At 64.0% G+C, this 24,359-nt stretch carries 20 protein-coding genes; 9 read left to right on the forward strand and 11 right to left on the reverse strand.

Annotated features, from left to right (window positions below; all coding sequences use genetic code 11):
* Positions 1-42 precede the first annotated feature (42 nt).
* The 4 genes from M0D65_RS16605 to M0D65_RS16620 all read right to left on the reverse strand — a co-directional run bounded on the left by M0D65_RS16605 (position 43) and on the right by M0D65_RS16620 (position 5,178).
* Positions 43-2,268 carry a xanthine dehydrogenase family protein molybdopterin-binding subunit gene (locus M0D65_RS16605; protein ID WP_266253657.1) on the reverse strand — a complete coding sequence of 742 codons (2,226 nt, stop codon included), beginning with the start codon at positions 2,266-2,268 and terminating at the stop codon, positions 43-45.
* On the reverse strand, positions 2,265-3,266 hold the full coding sequence (locus tag M0D65_RS16610; RefSeq protein WP_266253658.1) for a xanthine dehydrogenase family protein subunit M: 1,002 nt from the start codon (positions 3,264-3,266) through the stop codon (positions 2,265-2,267). Before M0D65_RS16610 ends, M0D65_RS16605 begins: the two co-directional genes overlap by 4 nt.
* A gap of 11 nt (positions 3,267-3,277) precedes the next feature.
* The gene (locus M0D65_RS16615) at positions 3,278-4,030 is read right to left on the reverse strand and encodes a 2Fe-2S iron-sulfur cluster-binding protein (protein ID WP_266253659.1); all 753 of its coding nucleotides are present in this window, start codon (positions 4,028-4,030) and stop codon (positions 3,278-3,280) included.
* Between the two features lie 203 nt (positions 4,031-4,233).
* Positions 4,234-5,178 (reverse strand): LysR family transcriptional regulator, encoded by a 945-nt coding sequence (locus tag M0D65_RS16620; RefSeq protein WP_266253660.1) that lies wholly within the window; start codon positions 5,176-5,178, stop codon positions 4,234-4,236.
* Between the two features lie 101 nt (positions 5,179-5,279).
* Here M0D65_RS16620 and M0D65_RS16625 point away from each other — a divergent pair, with 101 nt between their 5' ends.
* Positions 5,280-6,362, forward strand: a complete 1,083-nt coding sequence (locus M0D65_RS16625; protein WP_266253661.1) for a zinc-binding dehydrogenase — start codon at positions 5,280-5,282, stop codon at positions 6,360-6,362.
* A 128-nt stretch (positions 6,363-6,490) separates the two neighbouring features.
* Entirely contained in the window at positions 6,491-7,252 is a 762-nt protein-coding gene (locus M0D65_RS16630; RefSeq protein WP_266253796.1) for a substrate-binding domain-containing protein, read from the forward strand.
* A 47-nt stretch (positions 7,253-7,299) separates the two neighbouring features.
* Here M0D65_RS16630 and M0D65_RS16635 read toward each other — a convergent pair whose 3' ends face one another.
* The gene (locus tag M0D65_RS16635; RefSeq protein ID WP_091015522.1) at positions 7,300-8,592 is read right to left on the reverse strand and encodes an aspartate carbamoyltransferase; all 1,293 of its coding nucleotides are present in this window, start codon (positions 8,590-8,592) and stop codon (positions 7,300-7,302) included.
* 358 nt (positions 8,593-8,950) lie between these two features.
* Here M0D65_RS16635 and dapA point away from each other — a divergent pair, with 358 nt between their 5' ends.
* Positions 8,951-9,814, forward strand: coding sequence for a 4-hydroxy-tetrahydrodipicolinate synthase (dapA, locus tag M0D65_RS16640; RefSeq protein WP_266253662.1), 864 nt, complete (start codon positions 8,951-8,953; stop codon positions 9,812-9,814).
* 40 nt (positions 9,815-9,854) lie between these two features.
* Here the strand turns inward: dapA and M0D65_RS16645 are convergent, their stop codons facing one another.
* Positions 9,855-10,271, reverse strand: coding sequence for a rhodanese-like domain-containing protein (locus M0D65_RS16645; RefSeq protein WP_266253663.1), 417 nt, complete (start codon positions 10,269-10,271; stop codon positions 9,855-9,857).
* A 97-nt stretch (positions 10,272-10,368) separates the two neighbouring features.
* Here M0D65_RS16645 and ftrA point away from each other — a divergent pair, with 97 nt between their 5' ends.
* Positions 10,369-11,331: a transcriptional regulator FtrA gene (gene ftrA / locus M0D65_RS16650; RefSeq protein WP_266253664.1), complete on the forward strand. Its 963-nt coding sequence runs from the start codon at positions 10,369-10,371 to the stop codon at positions 11,329-11,331.
* Between the two features lie 133 nt (positions 11,332-11,464).
* Here the strand turns inward: ftrA and M0D65_RS16655 are convergent, their stop codons facing one another.
* From M0D65_RS16655 to M0D65_RS16670, 4 genes are all read right to left on the reverse strand, one after another.
* A complete protein-coding gene (locus tag M0D65_RS16655) occupies positions 11,465-13,417 on the reverse strand; it encodes a protease pro-enzyme activation domain-containing protein (protein ID WP_266253665.1) in 1,953 nt (650 codons plus the stop codon).
* 831 nt (positions 13,418-14,248) lie between these two features.
* Positions 14,249-15,565: an MFS transporter gene (locus M0D65_RS16660; RefSeq protein WP_266253666.1), complete on the reverse strand. Its 1,317-nt coding sequence runs from the start codon at positions 15,563-15,565 to the stop codon at positions 14,249-14,251.
* A gap of 66 nt (positions 15,566-15,631) precedes the next feature.
* Positions 15,632-16,537 carry an amidohydrolase gene (locus M0D65_RS16665; protein ID WP_266253667.1) on the reverse strand — a complete coding sequence of 302 codons (906 nt, stop codon included), beginning with the start codon at positions 16,535-16,537 and terminating at the stop codon, positions 15,632-15,634.
* Between the two features lie 31 nt (positions 16,538-16,568).
* Positions 16,569-17,861 (reverse strand): MFS transporter, encoded by a 1,293-nt coding sequence (locus tag M0D65_RS16670; protein WP_266253668.1) that lies wholly within the window; start codon positions 17,859-17,861, stop codon positions 16,569-16,571.
* Between the two features lie 145 nt (positions 17,862-18,006).
* Between M0D65_RS16670 and M0D65_RS16675 the strand changes: the two genes are divergently transcribed.
* Positions 18,007-18,900 (forward strand): LysR family transcriptional regulator, encoded by an 894-nt coding sequence (locus M0D65_RS16675; RefSeq protein WP_266253669.1) that lies wholly within the window; start codon positions 18,007-18,009, stop codon positions 18,898-18,900.
* 23 nt (positions 18,901-18,923) lie between these two features.
* On the opposite strand, the gene M0D65_RS16680 is transcribed toward M0D65_RS16675, so the two are convergent.
* The gene (locus tag M0D65_RS16680; RefSeq protein WP_091015541.1) at positions 18,924-20,030 is read right to left on the reverse strand and encodes a porin; all 1,107 of its coding nucleotides are present in this window, start codon (positions 20,028-20,030) and stop codon (positions 18,924-18,926) included.
* Positions 20,031-20,363: 333 nt separating this feature from the next.
* Here M0D65_RS16680 and M0D65_RS16685 point away from each other — a divergent pair, with 333 nt between their 5' ends.
* From M0D65_RS16685 to M0D65_RS16700, 4 genes are all read left to right on the forward strand, one after another.
* Entirely contained in the window at positions 20,364-21,281 is a 918-nt protein-coding gene (locus M0D65_RS16685; RefSeq protein ID WP_091015544.1) for an ABC transporter substrate-binding protein, read from the forward strand.
* Between the two features lie 80 nt (positions 21,282-21,361).
* On the forward strand, positions 21,362-22,516 hold the full coding sequence (locus M0D65_RS16690) for an ABC transporter permease (protein ID WP_245811628.1): 1,155 nt from the start codon (positions 21,362-21,364) through the stop codon (positions 22,514-22,516).
* Positions 22,513-23,451 carry an ABC transporter ATP-binding protein gene (locus tag M0D65_RS16695; RefSeq protein WP_091015551.1) on the forward strand — a complete coding sequence of 313 codons (939 nt, stop codon included), beginning with the start codon at positions 22,513-22,515 and terminating at the stop codon, positions 23,449-23,451. The genes M0D65_RS16690 and M0D65_RS16695 overlap by 4 nt, the downstream gene beginning before the upstream one ends.
* On the forward strand, positions 23,448-24,215 hold the full coding sequence (locus M0D65_RS16700; protein WP_091015554.1) for an ABC transporter permease: 768 nt from the start codon (positions 23,448-23,450) through the stop codon (positions 24,213-24,215). Before M0D65_RS16695 ends, M0D65_RS16700 begins: the two co-directional genes overlap by 4 nt.
* Positions 24,216-24,359: the final 144 nt, after the last annotated feature.

Raw genomic sequence — 24,359 nt, forward strand, 5'->3', positions numbered from 1 at the left:
CCGCCTGCCTCGTCGTGCAATATCGGCGCGAATGTCAGTACCCTAAGACGTCAACACCTTGTCGAGCGTAACCGGCAAATCGCGCACCCGCACACCGGTCGCATGAAACACCGCATTGGCAATCGCCGCCGACACACCCGTAATCCCGATCTCGCCGATGCCCTTCGCGCCGAGCGAATTGATGTGCGGGTCGACTTCATCGATGAAACCGATGTCGAGCGTCCCGATGTCCGCATTCACCGGCACGTGGTACTCGGCAAGGTTCGCATTGACGAAACGTCCGTAGCGCAGGTCCAGCGAAGTCTGCTCTTCGAGCGCCGCACCGATACCCCAGACGAGACCGCCCATCAACTGGCTGTGCGCGGTTTTCTCGTTGAGCAGCCGCCCGACGCCGTACACGCCGACGAGGCGCGGCACGCGGATCGTCCCGAGCGTCGCATCGACATGCACTTCGGCAAACACCGCACCGAACGAGTGGAACGCGTACTGCGCTTTTTCGACGCCGGGTGCGACGGTCGCCTGCGCTTCGAGCGGCTGGCCGCCTGCACGCGCGATGATCGCCGCGGCCGGATCGCGGCGCGTCGGGTCCGAGCGGCGCGTCACCCAGCCGTTCTCGACGGTTACGTCGTCGGGCGCTGAGCCGTGTACCGGCGAAGCGGGATCGGCGAGCGCGAGTGCGATCAACTGGTTGCGCACCTGGGTGGCCGCTTCGCGCACCGCCGGCGATACGCTCGCGACCGACTGCGAGCCGCCCGACCCCGGTGCCTGCGGCAGCGACGAATCGCCGAGCGCGAAGCGCACGTTCGCCGGTGCAAAGCCGAGCGCATCGGCGGCGACCTGGGTCATCACGGTGTACGTCCCGGTGCCGAGATCCTGGGTACCCGATGCGACCGTCGCGCTACCGTCCGGCAGGATGCGCGCGAGCGCCGACGCCTGGTTGCGGTTCGCCGGATACGTCGCGGTTGCCATGCCGAGGCCGATCAGCGTGTCGCCGGCACGCATCGAACGCGGTGCGGCGGTGCGACGCGACCAGCCGAACTTCTCCGCACCGACCCGGTAGCACTCGCGCAGCGATTTGCTCGACCACGGTTTGTGTTCCTGCGGGTCTTCCTCTGCATAGTTCTTCAGGCGCAGCGCGAGCGGGTCCATCTTCAGCGCGTAGGCAAGTTCGTCCATGGCCGATTCGAGCGCAAACGAGCCGGTCGTTTCACCAGGCGCGCGCATGAAGGTCGGCGTGCCGACGTTCAGCTGCACGAGGCGATGCGTCGTCACCTGGTTCGGTACCGCGTACGACATCCGCGTCACCATGCAGCAGGTCTCGGTCCAGTCTTCGATCATCGATGTATTCGAGAAGCTGTCGTGGCGCATCGCGGTGAGCGTGCCGTCGGCGCGTGCGGCGAGCGTCATCCGTTGCTCGGTGAACGGGCGTCCGCCTACCGGGCCGAACATCTGCGGACGTTCGAGTGCGAGCCGCACCGCGCGGCCGGTCTGCTGCGCCGCCATCGCGCACAGCGCGACATGCGACCACGACGACCCCTTGCAACCGAAGCCACCACCGACGAACGGCGAGATCACGTGCACGTTGTCGGCGGGAATGCCGAGCGTGGCAGCGACAGCCCGCTTTGCGCCGCTCACACCCTGAGTCGAGTCGTACAGCGTGAGGTGCGGGCCGTCCCAGATCGCCATCGTCGCGTGCGGCTCCATCGGGTTGTGGTGTTCCATCGGCGTGGTGTACACCGCATCGATGCGCACGGCGGCCTCGCGCAGACCGGCCTCCAGATCGCCGCGCTGCGTGTCGGTTTGTCTGCCCTGCGGGCGATCGGGCGCGTAGGCGTTTGCTTTCGCCTGCGCGAAGTCGAGCGTGGCCGGCGTGCCTGCGTAGACGATATGCAACTGGCGGGCCGCGTCTGCGGCATGTTCGAGTGTATCGGCAACCACGACCGCGACCGGTTCGTTGCTGTAGTGAATCTCGTTGTCCTGCAGCAGCGACAGGCGCCGTCCAGCAGGAGGGGCGAGGGCGGAGCGACCGCCGTTCGGCAGGCGCGGTGCGTTGCGGCTGGTCATCACGAGCAGCACACCGGGTAGCGACTGCGCGCGCTCAGCATCGATCGATGCGATCGTGCCGCGTGCAATCGTGCTCGTCACAAGGACCGCGTGGGCGAGCCGCGCTTCCGGAAATTCAGCCGCATAGCGGGCTGCGCCGGTAACCTTGAGCACGCCGTCGGTACGATCGAGCGGTTGCCCGATCAGCGAGGGAGTCGGGTTCATGCGGCACCTCCTTGCCGCCCGGCGGCCTGATTCACTGCGCGGATGATCGCGCGTTGCGCGAGCGCGATCTTGAAGCCGTTCTCGCGTTGGGCCCGCGCGTCCTGCAATGCGACGGCCGCCGCGTCGTGAAGCAGTGCATCGCTGAGCGGCTGACCGGCGAGGCGCTGTTCCGCGGCCGTTGCGCGCCACGGCTTGTGCGCGACACCGCCCAGCGCAATGCGCGCGCTGCGTACGGTCGCACCGTCGAACTGCAACGCCGCCGCCACCGACACCAACGCAAACGCATAGCTCGCACGGTCGCGCACCTTCAGATAGTGCGTATGTTCGCTGTAAAGCGGCGGCGGCAGATCGACGGCGGTAATCAACTCGCCAGGTTGCAGCGTCGTGTCGAACTCGGGATGCTCGCCGGCCAGCCGATGAAACTCGCCGAACGGCACGACGCGTTCGCCGCGCGGACCGCTCACGCGTACGTTCGCATCGAGCGCGGCGAGTGCGACGCTCATATCGGAGGGATTGACCGCGATGCACTGCGGGCTCGCGCCGAGAATTGCGTGCATGCGGTTGTGGCCGTCGAGCGCCGCGCAACCGCTGCCTGGTTGCCGCTTGTTGCACTCGGTGAACGCGGTGTCGTAGAAGTACGAGCAGCGTGTGCGTTGCATCAGGTTGCCGCCCACCGTGGCCATGTTGCGCAACTGCGCCGATGCGCCTGCCAGCAGCGCCTGCGACAGCAGTGGATAGCGCTCGCGCACCCATGCATGATTCGCAGCATCGCTGTTACGCACCAGCGCACCGATACGCAAACCGCCGTCGGGCAACGACACGATCGTGTCGAGCCCCGGAATGTGCGTGATATCGACGAGTTTTGCAGGGCGCGCCACGCCGCCCTTCATCAGATCGAGCAGATTCGTGCCGCCGCCGATAAACACCGTACCGGGCTGCTGTGCGGCGCGCAGTGCGCCGGCGATATCGCCGGCGCGTTCGTAGGAGATCGCATCCATGTCGGGTCTCCTTACGCGTCGCCGGTCGTGCCGGCGTGGACCGCGCGCACCGCGGCCACGATGTTCGGATAGGCGCCGCAGCGGCACAGGTTGCCGCTCATGCGCTCGCGAATCTCATCGTCGGTCAGTTGCGGCGGGCGTCGGCGCACATCGGCGGTCACGGTGCTCGCGGTACCTGCCGCGAATTCGCCGAGCAGCGCGGTCGCCGAACACAACTGACCGGGCGTACAGTAGCCGCACTGAAACGCGTCGTGTGAGATGAACGCACGTTGCAGCGGACTCAGAGAATCGCCCTGCGCGAGTCCTTCCACCGTGGTGATCGCTTCGCCTTCGTGCATCACTGCCAGCGTGAGGCACGCATTGATGCGCCGGCCACCGGCGATGACCGTGCACGCGCCGCATTGTCCGCGGTCGCAGCCTTTCTTCGTGCCCATCAGTCCTGCGTATTCGCGCAATGCATCGAGCAGCGTGACACGCGGTTCGAGTTGCAGCGTGTAGTCGCGGCCGTTGATTTTGAGCGTTACCGCACGCGCGGGCACGGGCGAATGCGTAACGGGCGGTACCGGTGCCGGCACTGGCGGCTTGGCCGATTCGGCAGCGGGCTGTGTCTGCGCGTGCGCATACGGCACGGCGCCCACCGTAGCAGCAGCCGCCGCCGATTGCAGGAAGCGTCGTCGCGACGGTTGCGCGGGCACGGGGGAAGTTTCAGCGGAAGACGTGCCGGGCGCGTCGCCCGGATTTTGACGATCGGAATGACTGGACATGACGTTCTGCTTGCTCCATGAAAGATCGATGCAGGTTGCGGCAGCATCGATCTTTCAATGTGCCGCAGCACAACGATTCGAATCAGCAATTTCGGTGCCGCGCGACAGGGAGGGGATGTGAAGCAGTGGGGCGCGCGTCAGACGTGAACGTTGCGCTCAACGAAGTGGAAAGTAAAGCGCGTGCGGGGCCCGAACGCGATGGATTACAGGCCCGCCATCTGCGCGCCATCCGGCTGCCATTCGCCGGAAATTTGTGCGAGCGTGTCGCGCAACCAGACGAGCGACGGGTCCGCGTGATTGCGTGGATGCCATGCGGCGAACAGCGTAAAACCGCGCGCCTCGAACGGCAGATCGAACACATCGAGCCGCTCGCGATGCCGTTCGGCAAAGCGCGCGGGCAAGGTCGAAACGTAATCGGTATGCGCGAGCAGTTCGGGCACCAGCGTGAAATGCTGGACCGACAGCACGACGCGACGCGAACGTCCGAGCGGTTCGAGATGCTCGTCCATGAAGCCATGAAAACTGCCGCCGCTCGTCGATACGAGCACATGATCCAGCGCACAGTACGCATCGAGATCGAGCGGTGCGGCGCCACGCGGATGCCCCTTGCGTTGCACGACGACGAAGCGGTCGTCGAACAGTTTGCGGGCCTTCATCGAAGCCGGCACCATCCGCTCGGACCCGAGCAGCAGATCGATTTCGCCGCGTTCGAGCCGGCCCGTTGTCGACGGTTGATCGGCGACGACGAACGCGATGCGCACGTCCGGACCGGCAAGCATCGGCAGGCGCTCCATCAGTTCGAGCCCGAGCACGGCTGTCGCGTTGTCATTGGCGGCGATGACGAAGCGGCGCGCGTCGGTGTGTGGATCGAAAGCGGATTGATGACGCACCACGGCTTCGAGATTCTTCAGCGCCGCGTGCAGCGGCTCCATCAGTTCGAGCGCGAGCGTGCTGCGCGTCATGCCGCGGCCGGTTTCGGCAGGGATCAGCAGCGGGTCGCCGAAGATCTGGCGCAGGCGCGCCAGTTGCGTCGAGACCGCGGGCTGCGTCAGATGAAGACGCTCGGCCGCGCGAGTCACATTCGATTCGGCTAACAGCGCATCGAGCGACACCAGCAGGTTCAGATCGATACCGCGCAGATCAATCATGTTGATGGGTCTTATATGGGTAATTGATTTCAAGAATACGTAGCGAGCCTCTAGAGTTCAATCGTCTTGAGTCTCGATCGAAACCACGAAGGGGAATTCCGATGAAAGCCTGGATGCTCGATAAACCCGGTCAGCCGCTTGCGCTGCGCGAAGTCGACATGCCCGCGCCGCGCCGTGGTGCGGTACTGGTGCAGATGGAAGCCGTGCCGCTCCTGAGCTACACGCGGGCGTACCTGGAAGGCAAGCTGCCGTACGCGTTTCCGCCCGGACCGTTCACGCCGGGCACCAATGGCGTGGGGCGCGTCGCCGCGGTGGGCGATGGCGTACTGGCGTTTCGCGCGGGCCAGCGCGTCGCGGTGAATCCGTACTGGATCGCCAACGAAACGGTACGCGAGCCCGCTCAGGTGCTGATCGGGCTGACCGGTATCAGCGGGGACAGCGCACCGATGCTCGATGAGTTTCCGCACGGCACGCTGCGCGAATTCGCGGAGTTTCCCGCCTCGACGTTGATTGCGCTCGACGGTCTGGATGACATCGACTCCGCGCGTCTTGCCGCGCTCGGCAAGTTTGCGGTGCCGTTTGGCGGATTGCGGCGCGGTCGTCTGCAGGCCGGTGAAACGATCGTCGTGAATGGCGCGTCCGGCTACTTCGGTTCGGCAGCGGTGCTGGCCGCGCTTGCGCTTGGCGCGAGCCGCGTCGTGGCGCTGGGCCGCCGCATCGAACCGCTGCAGGCGCTTGCGGCGAAGACTGCCGGGCGCGTCGTGCCGGTCGTGCTGAGCGGCGATGCCGCGCGAGACATTGCCGCAATCCGGACGGCAGCCGGTGGCGGCGCGGATCTCGCGTTCGATATGGTCGGGCAGGCGTCCGACCCGCACGCGACGCTCGCCGCGTTGCGCAGCCTGCGCCGCAACGGGCGACTCGTGCTGATGGGCAGCATGCTGGTCGATCTGCCGGTGCCGTATGGCGAGATGCTGCTGAACAACTGGGAACTGATCGGCAACTTCATGTACACGGCAGCCGATTATCTGGCGCTGGTTGCGCTGGTGAAATCGCGGCAACTATCGCTGGAGGCGGTCGAGTTGAAACAGTTTCCGTTCACCGTGCTCGAATCGGCGATCGATGCGGCGGGCAACATGCAAGGCCTGCAATGCACGGTGGCCGTGGCGGGGTCGCTGCGGGCTTGAGGCTGTGTCGGGTACCATCGCCGCTGGCTGCCGATGCGCGAAGCACGACGTATCGGCAGCTTGGGTCGATACGAAAACACAGACTGGAGACAGCAGCGGTGAAGACACGGCAAACACGATTCGGCGCATTGGCGCTCGGCGCAATCTGCTGCGCATGGTTCGGCACGATCGGCGCAGCGCACGCGGACGAGGTCAAGGTGATGATCTCCGGCGGTTTTGCGGCGGCCTACCGCGAGCTCGGCCCGCAGTTCGAACACGCGAGCGGCGATACGCTGGCCACGGCGTGGGGTCCGTCGATGGGCACGACCGAAAACGCAATCCCCGTGCGCCTCGCGCGCGGCGAACCGGCCGACGTGCTGATCATGGTGGGCTATGCGCTCGACGATCTGATCAAGGCCGGCAAGGTCGTGCCGGGTAGCAAGGTCGACTTCGCGCGCTCGCCGATCGGCATCGCCGTGCGCGCAGGCGCGCCGCAACCCGACATCCACTCCGACGACGCGTTGCGGCAGACGCTGCTTGCGGCGAAATCGATTGCGTATTCGGACAGCGCGAGCGGCGTCTACGTGGGCAACGAGCTGTTCAAAAAACTCGGCATCGAGGCGCAGGTAAAGGGCAAGAGCCGGATGATTCCCGCCGAGCCGGTCGGCAACGTCGTGGCACGCGGCGAAGCGGAGATCGGCTTTCAGCAGGTGAGCGAGCTGCTGCCCGTGAAGGGCGTGACGGTGGTCGGCAAACTGCCCGACGACGTGCAGCAATACACAACGTTCTCAGCCGGCATTGCCGCTGGCAGCAAGGATCCGGCCGGTGCGCAGGCGTTGATCCGCTTCCTCGCGTCGCCGGCCGCGGCGCCCGTGATCACCCGCAGCGGGCTCGAACCGCTCGCGCAGTAGCCGCAGTAGCCGCAGTAGCCGCTGTAGCACCACGCGGCGGTGTCGTGTCAGTCGATGCCGTGAAACACGGCATCGTCGGGACCGAGGTATGCGGGCGCGCGCCACGCGGCGTCGCGCATCGAATGCTGGACCAGTTTCTCGACCCCGAGCAGCACGGCGAAGATCGCCATGCGCACCGGGATGCCGTTGTCGGTCTGACGGAAGATCGCGAGACGCGAATCGTGATTCAGGTCGGTACTCAGATCGTTGGCGCCGGGGCGGCTGTCGCGCGGCAGCGGATGCATGATCAGCGTTTCCGGGCCGCACACGCTGTCGACGAGCGCCTGGTTGATCTGGAAGTCGGGCGTATAGCCTTCGAACGATTCGTCGGTGAAGCGCTCTTTCTGGATGCGCGTCGCGTACACGACGTCGGCGCCGCGCAGGCCTGCCGTGAGATCGTGTGTCTGTTCGATCACGTGATCGTTGCGCGAAATGTGTTCGACGATGTACGCGGGCATTTCGAGCATCGGCGGCGAAATCAGCGTGAACTTGATGCCGCGATGCAGGGACAGCAGTTTGACCAGCGAGTGCACGGTGCGCCCGTACTTCAGGTCGCCGACCAGCGCGATATGCGAGCCGTCGACGATCTTGCCGAGCCGCGAGAACTCGCGCTGGATCGTGTACAGATCGAGCAGCGCCTGACTCGGATGTTCGCCGGGACCATCACCGCCGTTGATCACCGGCACGTTGGTCGCGCGCGCGAATTCGGCCACCGATCCCTGTTCCGGATGGCGGATCACGAGCGCATCGACGTAGCCGCTCATCACGCGGCTCGTGTCGTAGATCGACTCGCCCTTGGCCATCGACGAAAACGTGAAGCCTGTCGTATCGCACACCGAGCCGCCGAGCCGGCAGAACGCCGCGCCGAAACTCACGCGCGTTCGCGTGCTGGCTTCGAAGAACAGATTGCCGAGCACGGCGCCTTCCAGAACGCGGGAGATTTTTCGGCGTCGTGCGATCGGCTGCATGATGTCCGCGACGCGAAACAGCGCCTCGACCGAGTCGCGCGAGAACTGATCGACCGACAGCAACTGCGGCTTGCCCTCGAACAGCATCTGGCTCGCCAGCGACTGTGAATCTACGCTCTGCGTATATTTATCGCCAGGTTCGCCGTGAACCACGATTTCCGACACGAAGCGCTCGACGATCTCCGGCATGGCCCGCGATTCCTGCGAGTCGTCGGGCAGCAGCCACGTGTCGAGCGCCCGTCGCGTCACGCCGATACGGGTCGCGAAGCCGTCGCGGGTCATGTTCAGGCGGCGCATCGCGTCGCGAAGGAAGGCTTGTTGCGGGACGCTCATGCGGGCACCTCTCGGTCGTGGTTATGTACGCGATGCGTATATTAATTCGACCGGACGGGAAGTCAAGCCCGTTTTGCGTGCAAACGCGAAATCCTGGTACACTGCCCGACATGCAAAACGCTCCCCACCTCTCCCGCAACCTGCTTCCTGCCGCCACGGCAGGCCGTGTGCGCGCGTGCGGAGCCACCGGTGCCGTGGGCGCCAAAGCAAAAAAACAGCTGCTCATCTGACCGGAGCCAGCTGTTCCGTCGTCAGATGTGCGACGGAACAGCCAGTCAAGGCCCGCGTTTTCTCCCCCTCGACATCGCCTCCCCGCACCGCTGAACGGAACTGATACGGTCGCGTTCGAGGTTAAGTCATGTCTATCTTTTCGGGTATCTGGATTCCCATCGTTACGCCGTTTGCCGATGGCGCGGTTGATCACGAGGCGTTGCGCCGGCTGGTACGTTTGTATGCCGATGCAGGCGTGTCGGGTCTCGTCGCGCTCGGCACTACCGGTGAGCCCGCCGCGCTCGATGCGCGCGAGCAGGACGCCGTACTCGCTACAGTGCTGGCGGCCGCTGGCCCGTTCTCGTTGCCGGTGCTGGTCGGCGTATCGGGCAACCACGAGGCGAGCGTGCGCGAACGCATCGCGCAGCTGAACGATCTGCCGGTGGCCGGTGTGCTCGTGTCCGCGCCGTACTACATTCGTCCCGCGCAGCGCGGTCTCGTCGATTACTTTGCGGGGCTCGCGGATCTGAGCACGAAGCCTCTCGTGCTGTACGACATTCCGTATCGCACCGGCGTGCGGCTTGAAATCGAAACGTTGTTGACGCTCGCAGCGCACCCGCGGATCGAAGCCGTTAAGGACTGCGCGGGCTCGGCCGATACGACGCTGACGCTGATTCTCGATGGGCGGTTGCAGGTGCTGGCCGGCGATGACCTCGATATTTTTCACACGTTGTGTCTCGGCGGTAGCGGTGCGATTGCGGCGTCGGCGCATCTGCGGCCGGAGCGCTTCGTCGAGATGTATCGCGCGCTTGCAGCCGGGCGGCTCGACGAAGGGCGCGCGATTTTTCATACGCTTGCGCCGTTGATTCGCGCGCTGACCGCTGAGCCTAACCCTAGCCCGGTGAAGGCCGCACTGGCCACGCAGGGATGGCTGCGCAACGAGTTGCGCGCGCCGATGACCTGCGCGACCGACGAACTGCAGAGCAGGCTCGAGAAGCTGGTGGTGGGGTGAGCGCCGGCGGTTCGCCTTGGCGTGTGGCAACGCAACGCATTCAACCGCCAGCCGCACGTGCGAGTTCAAAGCCCTCGTCGAGCCAGCCCGTAACGCCGCCGGACATGATCTTCACTGGCCGCCCGAGCTGCGCAAGACGGATCGCTCCGCGCGTCGCGCCGTTGCAGTGCGGGCCTGCGCAATACGTGACGAACAGCGTGTCGGACGGATAGTCGAGCAGCTTCGATACGACGATCTTGCCGTGCGGCAGATTCACTGCGCCCGGTACGTGGCCCTGCGCATAGAGCGCAGGACTGCGCACGTCGAGCAGCACGAAGCCCGGCGATCCTGACGACAGCGCACCGGCGACGTCGGAGCAGTCGGTTTCGAATTGCAACGATGTCTGGAAGTGGGCGAGGGCGGCGGTGCTTTCCGCGGCGGGGATTGCGGTGACGGCATTGGCTGAAAGAGTCGACATGATGTGGGTTCCGATGAACGATTTCGAGTGATCATTTTGCGTCGCAACCGCAACGCACGGCAGTGGCGTAATCGACAATCTCCGGTAACATCGCGCCATGGATCGTCATCTCGTCGTTGCCCTTGTCTACGATCGGCTTTGCACATTCGAATTCGGATGCGTGACCGAACTGTTCGCGCTGGAGCGCCCGGAACTCGATGTCGAGTGGTACCGCTTCGCGGTCTGCGCGAGCGAGCCCGGTCCGATTCGCGCGGCCGGCGGTATCACCGTCGCGGCGCCCTATACGCTGCGCATGCTCGAGCGTGCCGCGACGATCGTCGTACCGGGCTGGCGAGACCCCGATGAAACGCCTCCCGAGCCGCTGCTGCGCAAGATCCGCGCGGCGTATCGACGCGGCGCGCGGCTCTGCTCGATCTGCTCCGGCGTGTTCGTGCTTGCCGCCGCGGGTGTGCTCGACGGCAAGACGGTGACGACGCACTGGCGCTATGCGGAGAAGCTGCAAAAGCGCTACCCGCAACTGAACGTGAAGCCCGACGCGCTGTACGTCGATGAAGGGCAGGTGATTACGTCGGCGGGATCGGCGGCGGGGATCGACATGCTGTTGCATCTCGTGCGCCGCGACTACGGCAGTGCAATTGCGAATCGCGTCGCCCAGCGTCTGGTCGTGCCGCCGCATCGCGAGGGCGGGCAGGCGCAGTTCCTCCCACGTCCGTTACCCGTCGACGACAGCGGGCGCCTCGCCAAACTGATGGACTGGGTGCGCGTGAACCCGGCGTTGCCGCATACGCTGCATTCGCTGGCAAAGCATGCCGCGATGAGCCCGCGCACATTGCAACGCCAGTTTCGCGACGCTACCGGTATGGCGCCGTATGAATGGCTGCTGCGCGAGCGCGTAGCGATTGCGCGCGAGTTGCTGGAAACGCATGCGCGCCTGCCGATGGCGCGAATTGCCGAGCGGGCGGGCTTCGGTTCGGAGGAATCGTTGCGCCGGCATTTCCGTCGCATTGCATTGACGAGTCCTGGCGCCTACCGGCGCAAGTTCGGTGATGGCGCAGCGTAAGCGCGGTGTGCGGAAAGCGGTGGAATCGTCGAGCGGTGATCCCTCCATAAAGCAGAACACCCCTTCGAAAAGGGGTGTTCGAGACTGCGGACCATTGCCGGCACCCGGCTAGCGGGTGCGGCGTTATTACTGCTTACTGGCCATACGACGCGCTCAGCTTGCCGAAGTCCAGGCTGCCGAAGCCAGTGGTGTCATCCCAGCCGACCTTGGCGTTATAGCCCTTGCCGCCGTAGCCGTTGTTGCCCGAAGTCACGTCATGGATCGACGTCGTGGTGGTCGGGAACGTCTGATAGAAGCCGGACGTCGGCAGGCTCAGGCTGTTGTTGTGCGCCGACTCCACGCGCGCCCAGCCGCCGACGAAAATCGGCGACGCCAGGCTCGTACCGCCCACCTGTTGACCCGCCTGGCCATCGATGACGATCAGGGCGCCTGTCGCGGAAGCCGCATCGAACGCGACGTCCGGCAAGACGCGTTTGGTCACCGACGAACCCAGTGCCGTGGTTTGCCAGCTCGGCGCCGTTTCATACTGGCTTACGCCGCCGCCCGTGGCCCAGATGCGCACGGCATCGTCGACCGGGTTGCCATTGGAGTCGAGGTCGGCGAACGCCGTGCCTTCGTTCCACACCGTTTCACCGGACCATGTCGTCGTGTTCTTCGTCGACAGGGTCGTGCCGCCCACGGCTACGACATAAGGCGAGCTGGCCGGCGACGAGACGCTGTATTGCGACAGGTTGATGGTGGTCTGGACACCGCTGCCGTCGTTCGTGCCGATATAGCCCGGCGCGCCCTGCGGCGAAGTGGACCACTGATACACGCCCGCGTCACCCGAGGACACCGAGAAAATCTGGCCTTGTGCGACCGCTTGCTGGAAGACCGAGTCGTCGGCCTGCAGCGAGCCATCCGAATTCGCCGATGCTTCGTCGAGACCGAGCGACACGTTGATGACCTTCGCCACGTTGTCGGTGACGGCCTTGTTGTAGGCCGCCGTCAAGGTCGCGTCGGTCAGGCCGCTATCCTGGCTGTCGCCGTTGACCGCTGCATAGAAGATCAGTTGTTGCACGCCACCGGACGTCCCGATGATGTCCTGGCTATCCAGATCCCATTCGGCCGGGTCGCCGTCGTCGGCGAGCGTGCCCTGACCGCCCGCAACCGTCGAGGTATTGACGGTCGGCAGTCCGGCGTTCTGCGTGAAGGTGTTCAGATCCGAGATGGTCTGGGTCATGTCACCCCAGGTGATGATGCCCACCGTGGTGTTGCTCGCGGCCGGCAAGCTGGCTGCGTCGTAGATCGTCGCGAAGTCGGTCGGCTGGTGGGCGACCTGCGATGCGGCGGCGTTGGTCGTGGCGTGCGCTTCACGCGCAACAGCGCTGCCGGGCAGCACGCGGTGGATCGTCTTGTGCGGAACGACGGCGTTCTGCAAGCCGAGCACGGCGTCGACGGTCGAGCCTAGCGACGCCGGAATCAACGCTGCCGAGTCGTTGGCGTAGACCTGTTTGCCGCGATAGTTAAAGCGCTTCAGGCTCGCATGAAAACCGCTCTGCGCGTTATTTGCATTGCCTTCTGCAGAAACCAGCTTGTTGTTCGCCGATACCTGGATGTTGCTAAAACCGTTGGCGCGCAGATGCTCGACCACGGCTTGAACCTGGGCGTCGGTGGGTGCGAAGCGGGCTTTGAACTGTGCCGGCTTCAGAAATTGACGGTAATTCGGGCTGCCCGGTTGCGCGAGTTCGCGCAGGAAAGTGTCGAGTTGATCCTGATTGCGGTTTTTCAGGACCACCGTGATATGCAGTGGCTGGCTTAATTCGAGAGGCGTAACAAGGGCATTCACGACTCCGGTGGCAGCGCTGGCGCCGAGCGTAAAGGCGCCCGTTTTCGTCGCGGTGCTCTGGGCCTCGGACTGCGTAGCCGTAGTGGCGGATGGCGCCGCGGCCTGCAGGAAAGCGCCGGTCCGGGTTGCCACCCAGTTATTCGAAGTATTCGCGGCCTGCGCGCTCAGGGGTATTAGCGTCGCAGCGATAGCCAACGGTAGGAGTGCTTTGGTAAAGCCCTTTGAAAACGTACTGTCGACGTGCGTAACCTTCTTCATTGGTAAGCTCCAGAATAGTGACGACGAACCGATGCGGTTATATACGGATATTATGAATCGACCCGGATAACTGTCATTGGAAGCATTGAATTTCCACGCGTAACTCAGGAAGGTGATAGGTATGTTCAGGGTGACATTGAACGTCTCCGTAGTGGGAAATGTGAAGCTCAGATAATCCGGTGACTGCAGTGTGAAGACATAATGGCGTGCTGATTCATCCGTCAATCGAAACCGGTTATTTCAATTTTTGCAATGAGTGTCATGCTGGCTGGATATTTCTCATCAGCAGATCAACTTCGAGACTCAGGTCAGTTCATGTCTGGCTCATTCTCCAAAGGGGCCGTGGGCGAGGCGACTCGCTGCCAATCGTGATCTCTCCAGATATCGGGAAATCATATTTACATAGCTGAAAATAATATTAATGATATCGATGGAATGGCTTTGTATCGTCAATCATCAAATAAATATCAAGCGCCAACGAGTTATCGCTACCTTCGTCGGAATGAAAGCATTCGGTGAATATAAAAGCTTTGCCAGATAATGCCGGACCGGCAGCCATGCGCGTCGCATTATCTGCGGGAAAACCCCATCGGAAAATGCGGCGACTGATCAAGAGAGATGATCGGTGGGAAATTGGGTGATCAAAAGATATAAGGCAGATAACCCACTGTCAAACTTTTTTTGATGAAATTTGAAAAATTTTGAAAAATCGTTCAATTCGATTATGTAATAATAAGAAAGCGCAAAGTAAATTATGCTGAATCGTTATAGCGATTGGTGAAAAGGAAAGCGCGCCAAATGGATTTGGCGCGTACGAAACGCAGGTGCTCACTACCTAACCGAACCCACCGCACGAAACCGCGTCTCCGGCATCCCCAGATACACCAGCAGCGAGATCCCCGCCCACACAGTCACATACCAGTAGAACCACGCTTCATGGCTGTCTGCCTTGAAGCGCAGCGCGACGAATTCGGTGGTGCCGCCCAGTATCGCGGTAGTCAGTGCATACGGCAGTCCAACCGCCAGCGCGCGGATGCGCACCGGAAATAGCTCGGTTTTCGCGAGCATATGGACAGAAGTGAAACCGCTCAGCATCACGAGCCCCGCGAACGACAGCAGGAACGCCGTAGTCACGCTATGCGTATGGCTCAGCGCATTGAAGAGCGGCACCGAAAACAGCGTGCAGCAGACGCCGAAGCAGATCAGCACCGGTCGCCGTCCGACTACATCCGATGCAAGGCCGAACAGCGGCTGCAGCGGCATATAGAGCAGCAGCGCTCCCGCCGATACGAACGTGGCCGTCTCCTTGCCGAGCCCCACGGTATTCACGAGAAACTTCTGCATGTACACCGTGTAGGTGTAGAACGCGACAGTTCCACCAACCGTGATGCCTAAAGCAAGCAGGATCTGCCGCCAGTGCAGCATCATCTCGCGCGCAACCGATGGGCCGGTTTGCTGCGTGCCGTGCGTGAACGCTTCGGTTTCCACCACGTTGCGGCGCATATAAAGCGCAAACAGCGCGAGCGCCCCGCCGACGACGAACGGAATGCGCCAGCCCCAGCGTTCGATCTGCGCAGCAGTGAGCAGCACGTGCTGCATCAGCAGCATCAGCCCGAGCGCGAGCAATTGTCCCGCCACCACACTGACCTGCAGAAAGCCAAGGTAGAAGCCGCGCCGGTTCGCGGGCGCGATCTCGCTCAGATAGGTCGCACTGGTACCGTACTCGCCGCCCATGCTGAGCCCTTGCAGCAAACGTGCGGCGATCAACATGAGCGGCGCGAATACACCGATCGTTGCGTAGCCGGGCGTGATCGCGATCATCAGCGAGCCGATGCACATCGCCATCACCGAGCCCGTCAGTGCCGATTTGCGGCCGCGCCGGTCGGCGTACAGGCCGATCAGCCAGCTGCCCAGCGGTCGCGCGATGTAGCCGACCGCGGCGATGGCGGCGGTGTTCATCAGTTGCACGGTGGGTTTGTCGCTGGGGAAGAACGCGGGGGCGAAATAGATCGAGAAGATGCTGTACGCGAGAAAGTCGTACCACTCGATCAGATTGCCGGCGAGCCCACCGACGATCGAACGGATTCGAACCGGCGAAGCGGTCGATCCGATGGTCGGCGCGATTGCCTCGGCGAGCGCTTTAGCCATGAGCGTGTCTCCTTGATTTGTTATGTCGCAGGCGCGCCGCACATCTTCCTGCTACTGCCAGGAGCGCTAGTCGAAACGAAACAGCCGGTGCGGCGAATCTACAAGGATCGTTTCGCGTGCCTCGCGCTCCGGCACCCACTGCGCGAGCGCCGCACAGGTGGCATCGTAATCGACGAGATGCTGGTGCTGCGTATGCGGCCAGTCGCTACCCCAGACAAGGCGCGTCGGCGTGAAGTGTTCGAGCAGCAGCGCGGCGAGCCGCTGTCCGTGTTGCATACCGTCGGTGTCGACGGCACTGCGATAGGCCGCGGACAGCTTGACCCACACGCGCCCGCTGGACGCAGTGCCAAGCAGGAAGCGCAGGCCTGGATCGTCGGCGGCAAGAAGCGGATCGGGCCGCCCGAAATGATCGACGACCACGGTGCAGTCCGCGTCGAGCAATGCGCCGACAATCTGCGGCAGATCGGCCGCTTCGCGATGCACCTCGACATGCCAGCCAAACGCGTTGATCCGTTCGAACAGCGCCCGCCAGCGCGCATCGCGCAGATCGGGCAGCGGCAGGCCGAGCAGATTCAGCCGGATGCCGACTACGCCGGCATGCGCGAGCGTCGCGAGTTGCTCGTGGTCGATCTCGGGATCGACCACGACGACACCGCGGAAGCGCCGCGGATAACGTCGCAGCACGTCGAGCAGAAAGCTGTTGTCGGTGCCGAGAAAACTCGGCTGTACCAGTACGGCATGTGAGACGCGGTTCGCGCACAGATGGGCGACGTAGTCGTCGAGCGTCGCATCGTAGTCGGGGGCGTGACGGCGCTGCGGCGCGAGCGGCAGGCCGCGCACGAATACATGCGCGTGCGTATCGACGGCGGTGATGCAGACCGGGTCCGTGCGATACCAGCGCGCGACCGCGGTGGCCGGGGTGTCGCCAGAGCGGGCAGCGTCAAACGCGGGAAGAACGGGACTCTGGGTCATTGCATGAGAGGAAGAGAGATCGACACCGGGATCACACGCGCCGCGCCACCGGCGCCGCAGATGCATTCGATGCCGTAGACGCAGCAGAACCAGCAGGCTCCGCCGCAGCAAGCTTGCGCCCTTTGGTTTCTGGCAGCATCAGTGCCGCGACTACGACGAGTCCATAGGCGACGCCCGCATCGATGCCGAGCGCCGAACCGAGCGGCATCGAGTTGCCCATGTGTCCGACCAGCACCGGAAATCCCGCCGATACGATGCGCCCGAAGTTGTAGCAGAAGCCGACACCGGTACCGCGTATTCCCTGCGGATAGAGCTCGTTGAAGAGCGCACCGAGCGTCGCCGGGATCCCCGCTGCGAAGAGCCCGAGCGGGAAACTCAGGATCAGCATCGCGGTGTTGCCCATCGGCAGGAAGGTGTACAGGTTCACGGTGGCCGCGCAGCATACGGCGAACAGGATCACGTTCCTGCGTCGGCCGATGCGGTCCTGTAGCCACGCACTGACGAAACACCCGGCGATGAACGCCGTGATCATGACCGTGAGGTACGCGCCGGTGCCGAGCACCGACAGATGTCGCTCGGTCTTCAGATAGGTCGGCAGCCACGTGGTGATCGCGTGATAGCCGCCATGCGCACCGACGCCGATCAGTGCACCGACAATCGTCGTGCGGATCACCGAGCGGTCGAAGATGTGCGACGCGGTCGCATGGGCCTGCTCTGGATTACGCGCTGAGGGTGCGCGCGGCGGCTCCTTGATCGAGCGGCGCACATACAGCACGAGCAGCGCGGGCATGGCACCGATCGCGAACAGCACGCGCCATGCCCACTCGGGCGATATCCACGTGAACGTCACCGTGTATAGCAGCACGGCGCCAGCCCAGCCGAAGCCCCATGCGCTCTGCACGATACCCATCGCCTTGCCGCGATGCTGGGCGCGGATCGTCTCGCTAAGCAGCACGGCGCCTGCGGTCCACTCACCGCCAAAGCCGAGCCCCTGCAGCGCTTTCAACACCAGTAACTGTTCGAAGTTCTGCGCGAAGGCACTGAGAAACGTGAACAGCGAAAACCAGATGACGGTGATCTGCAATGCGCGCACCCGTCCGTAGCGATCGGAAAGCCAGCCCGCCAGCAGCCCGCCGAGCGCGCCAGCCACCAGCGTCGCCCCGCCGATCAACCCCGCCTGACCCTTGCCGATCCCCCAGGTGACGAGCAGCGTCGGAATCACGAGGCTGAAGAGCTGGGTGTCGACACCATCGAGTGCCCAGCCCGCAAAGCAGCCCCATAACGTGCGCTTTTCCGCCGTCGAAATATCCCGATACCAGTTCATCCTGTCTCCGTGCCTTCCTGGTTATCGGCTCGCGCTGTGGGCGAACCGCGGCGACTCCGCCTTGTCTCCGCATTCTAGGGACGCACGGGATAGCGTTGTATTATGAGAAAGATCATTTTTCATATGTCTTTCGTATATAGAGAACATGGAAACACGCAACCTCAAATACTTCCTCGCGATCGCCGATGCGGGCAGTGTGACGCGCGCAGCCGATACGCTCGGCGTCGCGCAGCCGGCGTTGAGCCAGGCGCTGACCCGCATGGAGCGGGACCTCGGCGTCAAGCTGTTCACGCGCACGCGGCGCGGAGCGGCGTTGACGCCGGCCGGTCTCGCGATCGTCGACGACGTGCGGTTGAGCGTCGCGCGTATCGATGCCGCTTCGCACCGCGCCCGCGAAATCGGTGCGCAGCGCGGCGGACGGTTGACGGTGGGTTTTGCATCGGCGGCGCTGTTCGACGTGCTGCCGCGCGCGCTGGCGGCGTTGCGCGCCGCGGTGCCGGACGTTGCTCTCGCACTGCGCGAAATGAGCAACGCGGAGCAGGTGAGTGCGCTCGAGCGCGGTGAAATCGATATCGGGCTGCTGCACACGCCCGTTGCAGTAGGCGGCCGGATGCGGGAGAAGCTGATTGCCCGCGAGCGTCTCGTGGCGGTGCTGCCCGCTTCGTTTCCGGTCGGGCCGGATGGCCGCGTCACGTTGCAGGAGCTATCGGCGCACGGGCTGGTGTGGTTTCCGCACGAGCAGCTGCCGGTGATACGCGCCGGTATCCTGAGCGCGTTCCGTCAGGCCGGGCACGAGGCGGAGATCGTGCAGGACGCGAACCGCTCGCTGACTGTGCTGGCCTGCGTAGCCGCGGGCTGCGGTGTGTCGTTGCTGCCGTATTCGGTGCGCACGCTGCAGTTCAACGGCGTGCGGCTGTGCGAGGTCAGCGACGGCGCGACGCTGCCGCGCTTCGAGTTGAGCGCGATCTGGCCGCATCGCTCGCGGCCGGCGCTGGCCGACCGCTTCGCGGGGTTGATCGAGCCGCGTGGGCTCGATTAAGAAGGGCTCGTCGTGCAGGCCGCTCAGAAAATACTACGAATCCCGACCCGTCCGACAGCCTGCTTCTGGCTCGAAGACGGATTGAACCCGGCGATCTGCGCAACGGTCGCATCGCCGGCTGCTTTCTGGAACACGCCCAGCGCGTACACCGACGTGCGCTTCGATAGCGCGTATTCGACCGTGAGGTTGAACTGGCTGTATTTCGGCTCGCCGTCGCTCGCGTGGTCGCGGCCGGTTGTGTACGTATAGCCCGCGCCGATCGTCACCGCCGATGTCGGGTTGTAGATTCCCGACAGTTCGTAGTTCTGGAACGTCGCATCGTGACCGGCGCTGCCCTGCTGGAAGATCGTGTTCGTGAAATCGGCGAGCAGACGCAGGGAAGTCAGGACACGGTACGACGCGCCGACGCCGAACACCTTCTGCGCACGCGCATTGGCGAGGAAATTGCCGTACACCGCGTTGGTGAACCCCGGGTAGTTCTGATAGCCCTGGGTCGACACTTCCGGATCGTTGATGCGCAGATAGCCGATCCCCGCGCTGAACGCACCGATCGAGTACGTGCCGCCCGCGCTGTACACCGCGTTGTTCGAGAACTGGCCGGCGATGCCGCCCGGCGCATACAGTCCGCCGAACGTGAAGCCCGCGATGGTCGGGCTGCGGTACTTGATCGCACTCGATATCGGGAAGCCGTTATCGGTGTTGTCCATGTCGTTCGGGTGCGCGAAGTAATAGCCGCCGATGTTGCCGTTCAGCGTATACGGCTCGACATAGTCGACGATCGAATCCCACTGACGCCCGAGCGTCACAGTACCGACCTGTTCGCTCTGGATACCGACGTACGCATTACGCGAAAACGCGAGGCCGCTGCCGAGGCGCCCCGAATTGATGTCGAAGCCGCTTTCGAGGCGAAAGATCGTGCTGAGCCCGCCGCCCAGATCTTCGGTGCCGCGTACGCCCCAGCGGCTGCCCGCGGTGACGCCCGAGGCCGTCTGGACCAGATGGCTGCCATTGACATTGCTGGCAAAATCCACACCGTCCTCCACGATGCCGTACAGTGTGACGGCGCTTTGGGCATGCGCCGCGCATGCGGCAACGAGGAACGGGGCCGCGACGGCGAGTGTCTTTTTCATCGATAATCCGTTGTGATTGTTTGTGGTTGTTCTAGGGTTGTTCTTGACCTCGGCGGATTATCGTGGCACCAATTTGACTTGCAAACCACATAGATCTGAAATGCTTTCTAGTTTTACGCCGGGTAGATCGATGGGTACCGTTTGCAGCCGCAACCATTTGGAAATCTGAATTTGTTGGTTTGCGCCGCATCCCACCCTCGCTATTCTGCGCAGCTACTGCAGCCGATTGTCTGTCGCGTGGACAGTGCGCGCGCCCGTTGTCCCCGGGTCGTCGCTGCATCGCAGGCACCGGCTGCCCATACGAAACTTCCACTCGCTGGAGCGACGGTACCGATGAAATACACCCCCACCCTCAAGGGCGTTGCAGCGCTGCTTCTACTGGCCTCGATCGGGGCGCATGCCGCCGACACTGTCACGGTCGCATCGAAGATCGATACCGAAGGCAATCTGTTAGGCAATCTGATCGCGCAGGTGCTGAAGTCGCACGGCATCGCCGTCACCGACAAGATCGGCCTAGGCACTACGCCGATCGTGCGCAAGGCCATCACGACCGGCGAGATCGATATCTATCCGGAGTACACGGGCAACGCGGCGTTCTTCTTCAACAAGGGCGACGATCCGCTGTGGAAAAACGCTGCGAAGGGTTATGAAGAAGCGGCGAAGCTCGATTACGCGGCCAATCACATCGTCTGGCTTGCGCCGGCGCCGGCGAACAACACGTGGGCGGTTGCGCTGCTCGGCACCGTAGCGAAGGCCAACAATATTCATACGTTTAGCGACTTTGGCAAATGGGTGTCGGCGGGCGGTCAGGTGAAGCTCGCGGCATCGGCTGAATTCGTGAACAGCGTGGGCGCGTTGCCGTCGTTCGAGAAGACCTACGGTTTCACGCTGAAACCGGATCAACTGCTCGTGCTGTCGGGCGGCGACACGTCGGCAACGATCAAGGCGGCCGCCGAACAGACCGACAAGGTTAACGCGGCAATGGTCTACGGCACGGACGGCGCGATCGAAGCAGCCGGTCTCGTGGTACTCGACGACAACCGTCATGTGCAACCCGTCTACGCCCCCGCACCGCTGATCCGCGAGGCGGTGCTGAAGGCGCATCCGGAGATCGCCGGGTATCTGAAGCCGGTGTTCGCGAGCCTCGACCTGAAGACGCTGCAAACGCTGAATGGCCGTATCCAGGTGAACGGCGAACCGGCCGCGGCGGTGGCGGCGAGCTATCTGAAAGCGAAAGGCTTCGTCAAGTAATGGCGGGCCCGGGAGGCAACGTGCAGACGCATAAATCGCAGGCGCTTGCGTTTGCCGGGCGACGTACCACTGGCGGCACGCTGCTGGTCGACAAGGTCGATCGGGTCGGTGCGCTGATCGCGATACTGATCGCCGCAGCGCTCGCGTTCGAACCGTTCGTCACGTTTCGCGCGAACCGGATCGTGTCGGGCAAAGGGCTCAGTCTGCTCGACACCTTTAGCGTCGGCGAGGCGAGGGTTGCGGTTGCGGTGCTCGCGGCTGCCGCGTTGTTCGCGCTGCTGCGTAGCCGTGCCGCGTTACGGCTCGTGGTCGGCATCGCGCTGCTGGCAGGGCTCGCCTTGCTGGTCGGATACGCGCCCGCGCATCTCGTCACCGACGAACATCCGCTCGCCCGTGTGTCGCCGTCAGGCGGCTTCTGGATCCTCACGTTCGCGTTCTCGATGCTGGTCACCGACGCGCTCGCGAAACTGTCGCCCGGTCCCGCACCGCGTCTCGCGGTGCTCGCGCTCGCATGGCTCGCGCTCGCTGCGCTGTTCGGTAGCGGCCGATGGGACGGCCTGTCGGTGATGCAGGAATACGCGGTGCACGCGGACAACTTCTGGCAGGAAGCTGCGCGCCACATCGAGCTGGTTGTGGGCTCCGTTGCGGCGGCTGTCGCGTTTGGCGTGCCGCTTGGTATCGCGTGCGTGAAACTGCCTGCGCTGCGTGCGGTCGCATTGCCGGTGCTGAACATTGTCCAGACCATTCCGAGCATCGCGATGTACGGGCTGATGATGGTGCCGCTCGGGCTGCTCGCCGCCCACGTGCCGCTTGCCGCCGCACTCGGTATTCGCGGTATCGGCGTTGCGCCTGCGTTGATCGCGCTGTTTCTCTATTCGCTGCTGCCGGTGACGGCGAGTGTCGTCGTCGGTCTCGGGCAGATTCCGCCGCAGACGGCGGAAGCCGCCGTCGCGATGGGTATGACACCGGGTCAGCGTCTGCGCTCGGTCGAACTGCCGCTCGCGTTGCCGGTCGTGCTGACCGGCGTGCGCATCGTGCTGGTTCAGAACATCGGACTCGCAACCGTCGCCGCGCTGATCGGCGGTGGCGGCTTCGGCACCTTCGTGTTTCAGGGCATCGGCCAGTCGGCCATCGATCTCGTGCTGCTCGGCGCCGCCCCGACTATCGGGCTTGCACTGAGCGCGGCCGTTGTCTTCGACGCCGCGACCGAATTCATCAAGGGACATCGCGCATGATTGAAATCGACAAGATCAGTCGACGCTTCGGCGATGTCGTCGCTGTCGACGACGTTTCGCTCGTGATCGGCAGCGGCACGATCACCGCGCTCGTCGGCACATCGGGCAGCGGCAAGTCGACGCTGCTGCGCATGATCAACCGGTTGATCGCGCCGACGAGCGGCACGATCCGCATCGATGGACGCGATACGTCCGGCGTGCCCGCTGAAGAGTTGCGGCGCGGCATCGGTTATGTGATCCAGGGGCACGGGCTGTTTCCGCACTGGAGCGTCGCTCGCAATATCGCGACCGTGCCGCGTCTGCTCGGCTGGGAGACGGCACGCATCGACGCACGCGTGCGCGAACTGCTTGAGCTCTTCAAGCTCGATCCCGATACGTACGGTACGAAGTTTCCGCATCAGTTGTCCGGCGGTCAGCAGCAGCGGGTGGGTGTAGCGCGTGCACTGGCTGCGCAACCCGCGATCCTGCTGATGGACGAACCGTTCGGCGCGCTCGATCCGATCATCCGCGGCCAGGCGCAGGAGGATCTGCTCGCGCTGCAGCGGCGACTCGGCATCACGGTGGTGATCGTCACGCACGATATGGAAGAGGCATTGCTCCTCGGCGATCGCATCGTGGTGATGGACGGCGGCCGCGTGCTACAGGCTGCCACGCCCGCCGAATTGCTCGCACGTCCCGCACCTGGCTTCGTCGAGAAACTCGTGGCCGGTACCGACCGGCCGCTGCGTTTGCTGTCGCTGACCCAGGTCGATGAAATCGCCGAACCCGGTACCGCCGATGGCGCGCCGATCGCCGGTACGCAGAACCTGCGCGATGCGCTGTCGGAACTGCTGTGGCGCGGTACGCAGAGCCTGCCGGTAGCACAGGCCGACGGCAGCGTGCGAACCCGCGTATCGCTCGCGTCGATTCTCGCGCGCGCCGGGCGGCCGAGATGAAACTCGTCGCACGGACCTCGCGCCTGCTCGCGCTCGCGATACTGCTCGCGTTACTGGTTCGCCCGCAATGGTTTGCGCCGCTCTTCGCGCCGCTCGCCGAGAACGGCGCACCTGTGATCTACGATCGCTCGAGCCTGCTTGGATTGACGCTTGCGCATCTTGCGCTGGTCGGCGGCGCGAGTCTCGTGGGGACCGTGATCGCGCTGCTCGCCGGGATCTTCGTCACGCGTGAAGCGGGCGCCGAATTTCTGCCGCTTGCGCGCAGCATCGTCAATATCGGCCAGACTTTTCCGCCGGTTGCGGTGCTGGCGCTCGCGGTGCCCGCGGTCGGTTTCGGTGTGAAGCCGACGCTGATTGCGCTGATCCTGTACGGATTGCTGCCGGTGTTCGAGAGCACGATTACCGGTCTCAAGGACATTCCGGCTGCAACCGTCGAAGCCGCACGTGGCATGGGCATGGGTCCGCTGCGCCAGTTGCTGTCGATCGAACTGCCGCTCGCGCTGCCGGTGATCCTGTCGGGCATCCGTCTGTCGGTGGTGATCAATCTCGGCACCGCGACGCTCGGTTCGACGGTGGCAGCGAAAGGACTCGGCGATGTGATCATCGCGGGTCTGCAAACCTCGAACACGGCGTTCATCCTGCAAGGCGGGATGATCGTCGGGCTGCTGGCCGTGCTTGCCTACGACGCGCTCGGCGTCGTTGCGCGTGCGCTCACACAACGCGACTCGGGCGCGACGCTCGCGTTACCGCGCCTCGAGCGCTGAACGGCGCTTACCTCACTTTCCTCGCTTACCTCACTCGCCGCGCGCGATTTGTCAGCCGCGCTGATAAACATCGAAGAATTCGTTTGTTCCCGATGCGGTGGGCTTCCCGTATCGTTCAGCCGGCGTCGAACGAACTGATCCCGG

Origin of the sequence: Paraburkholderia sp. CHISQ3 (assembly GCF_030464945.1) — a bacterium.
Lineage (GTDB): Bacteria > Pseudomonadota > Gammaproteobacteria > Burkholderiales > Burkholderiaceae > Paraburkholderia > Paraburkholderia megapolitana.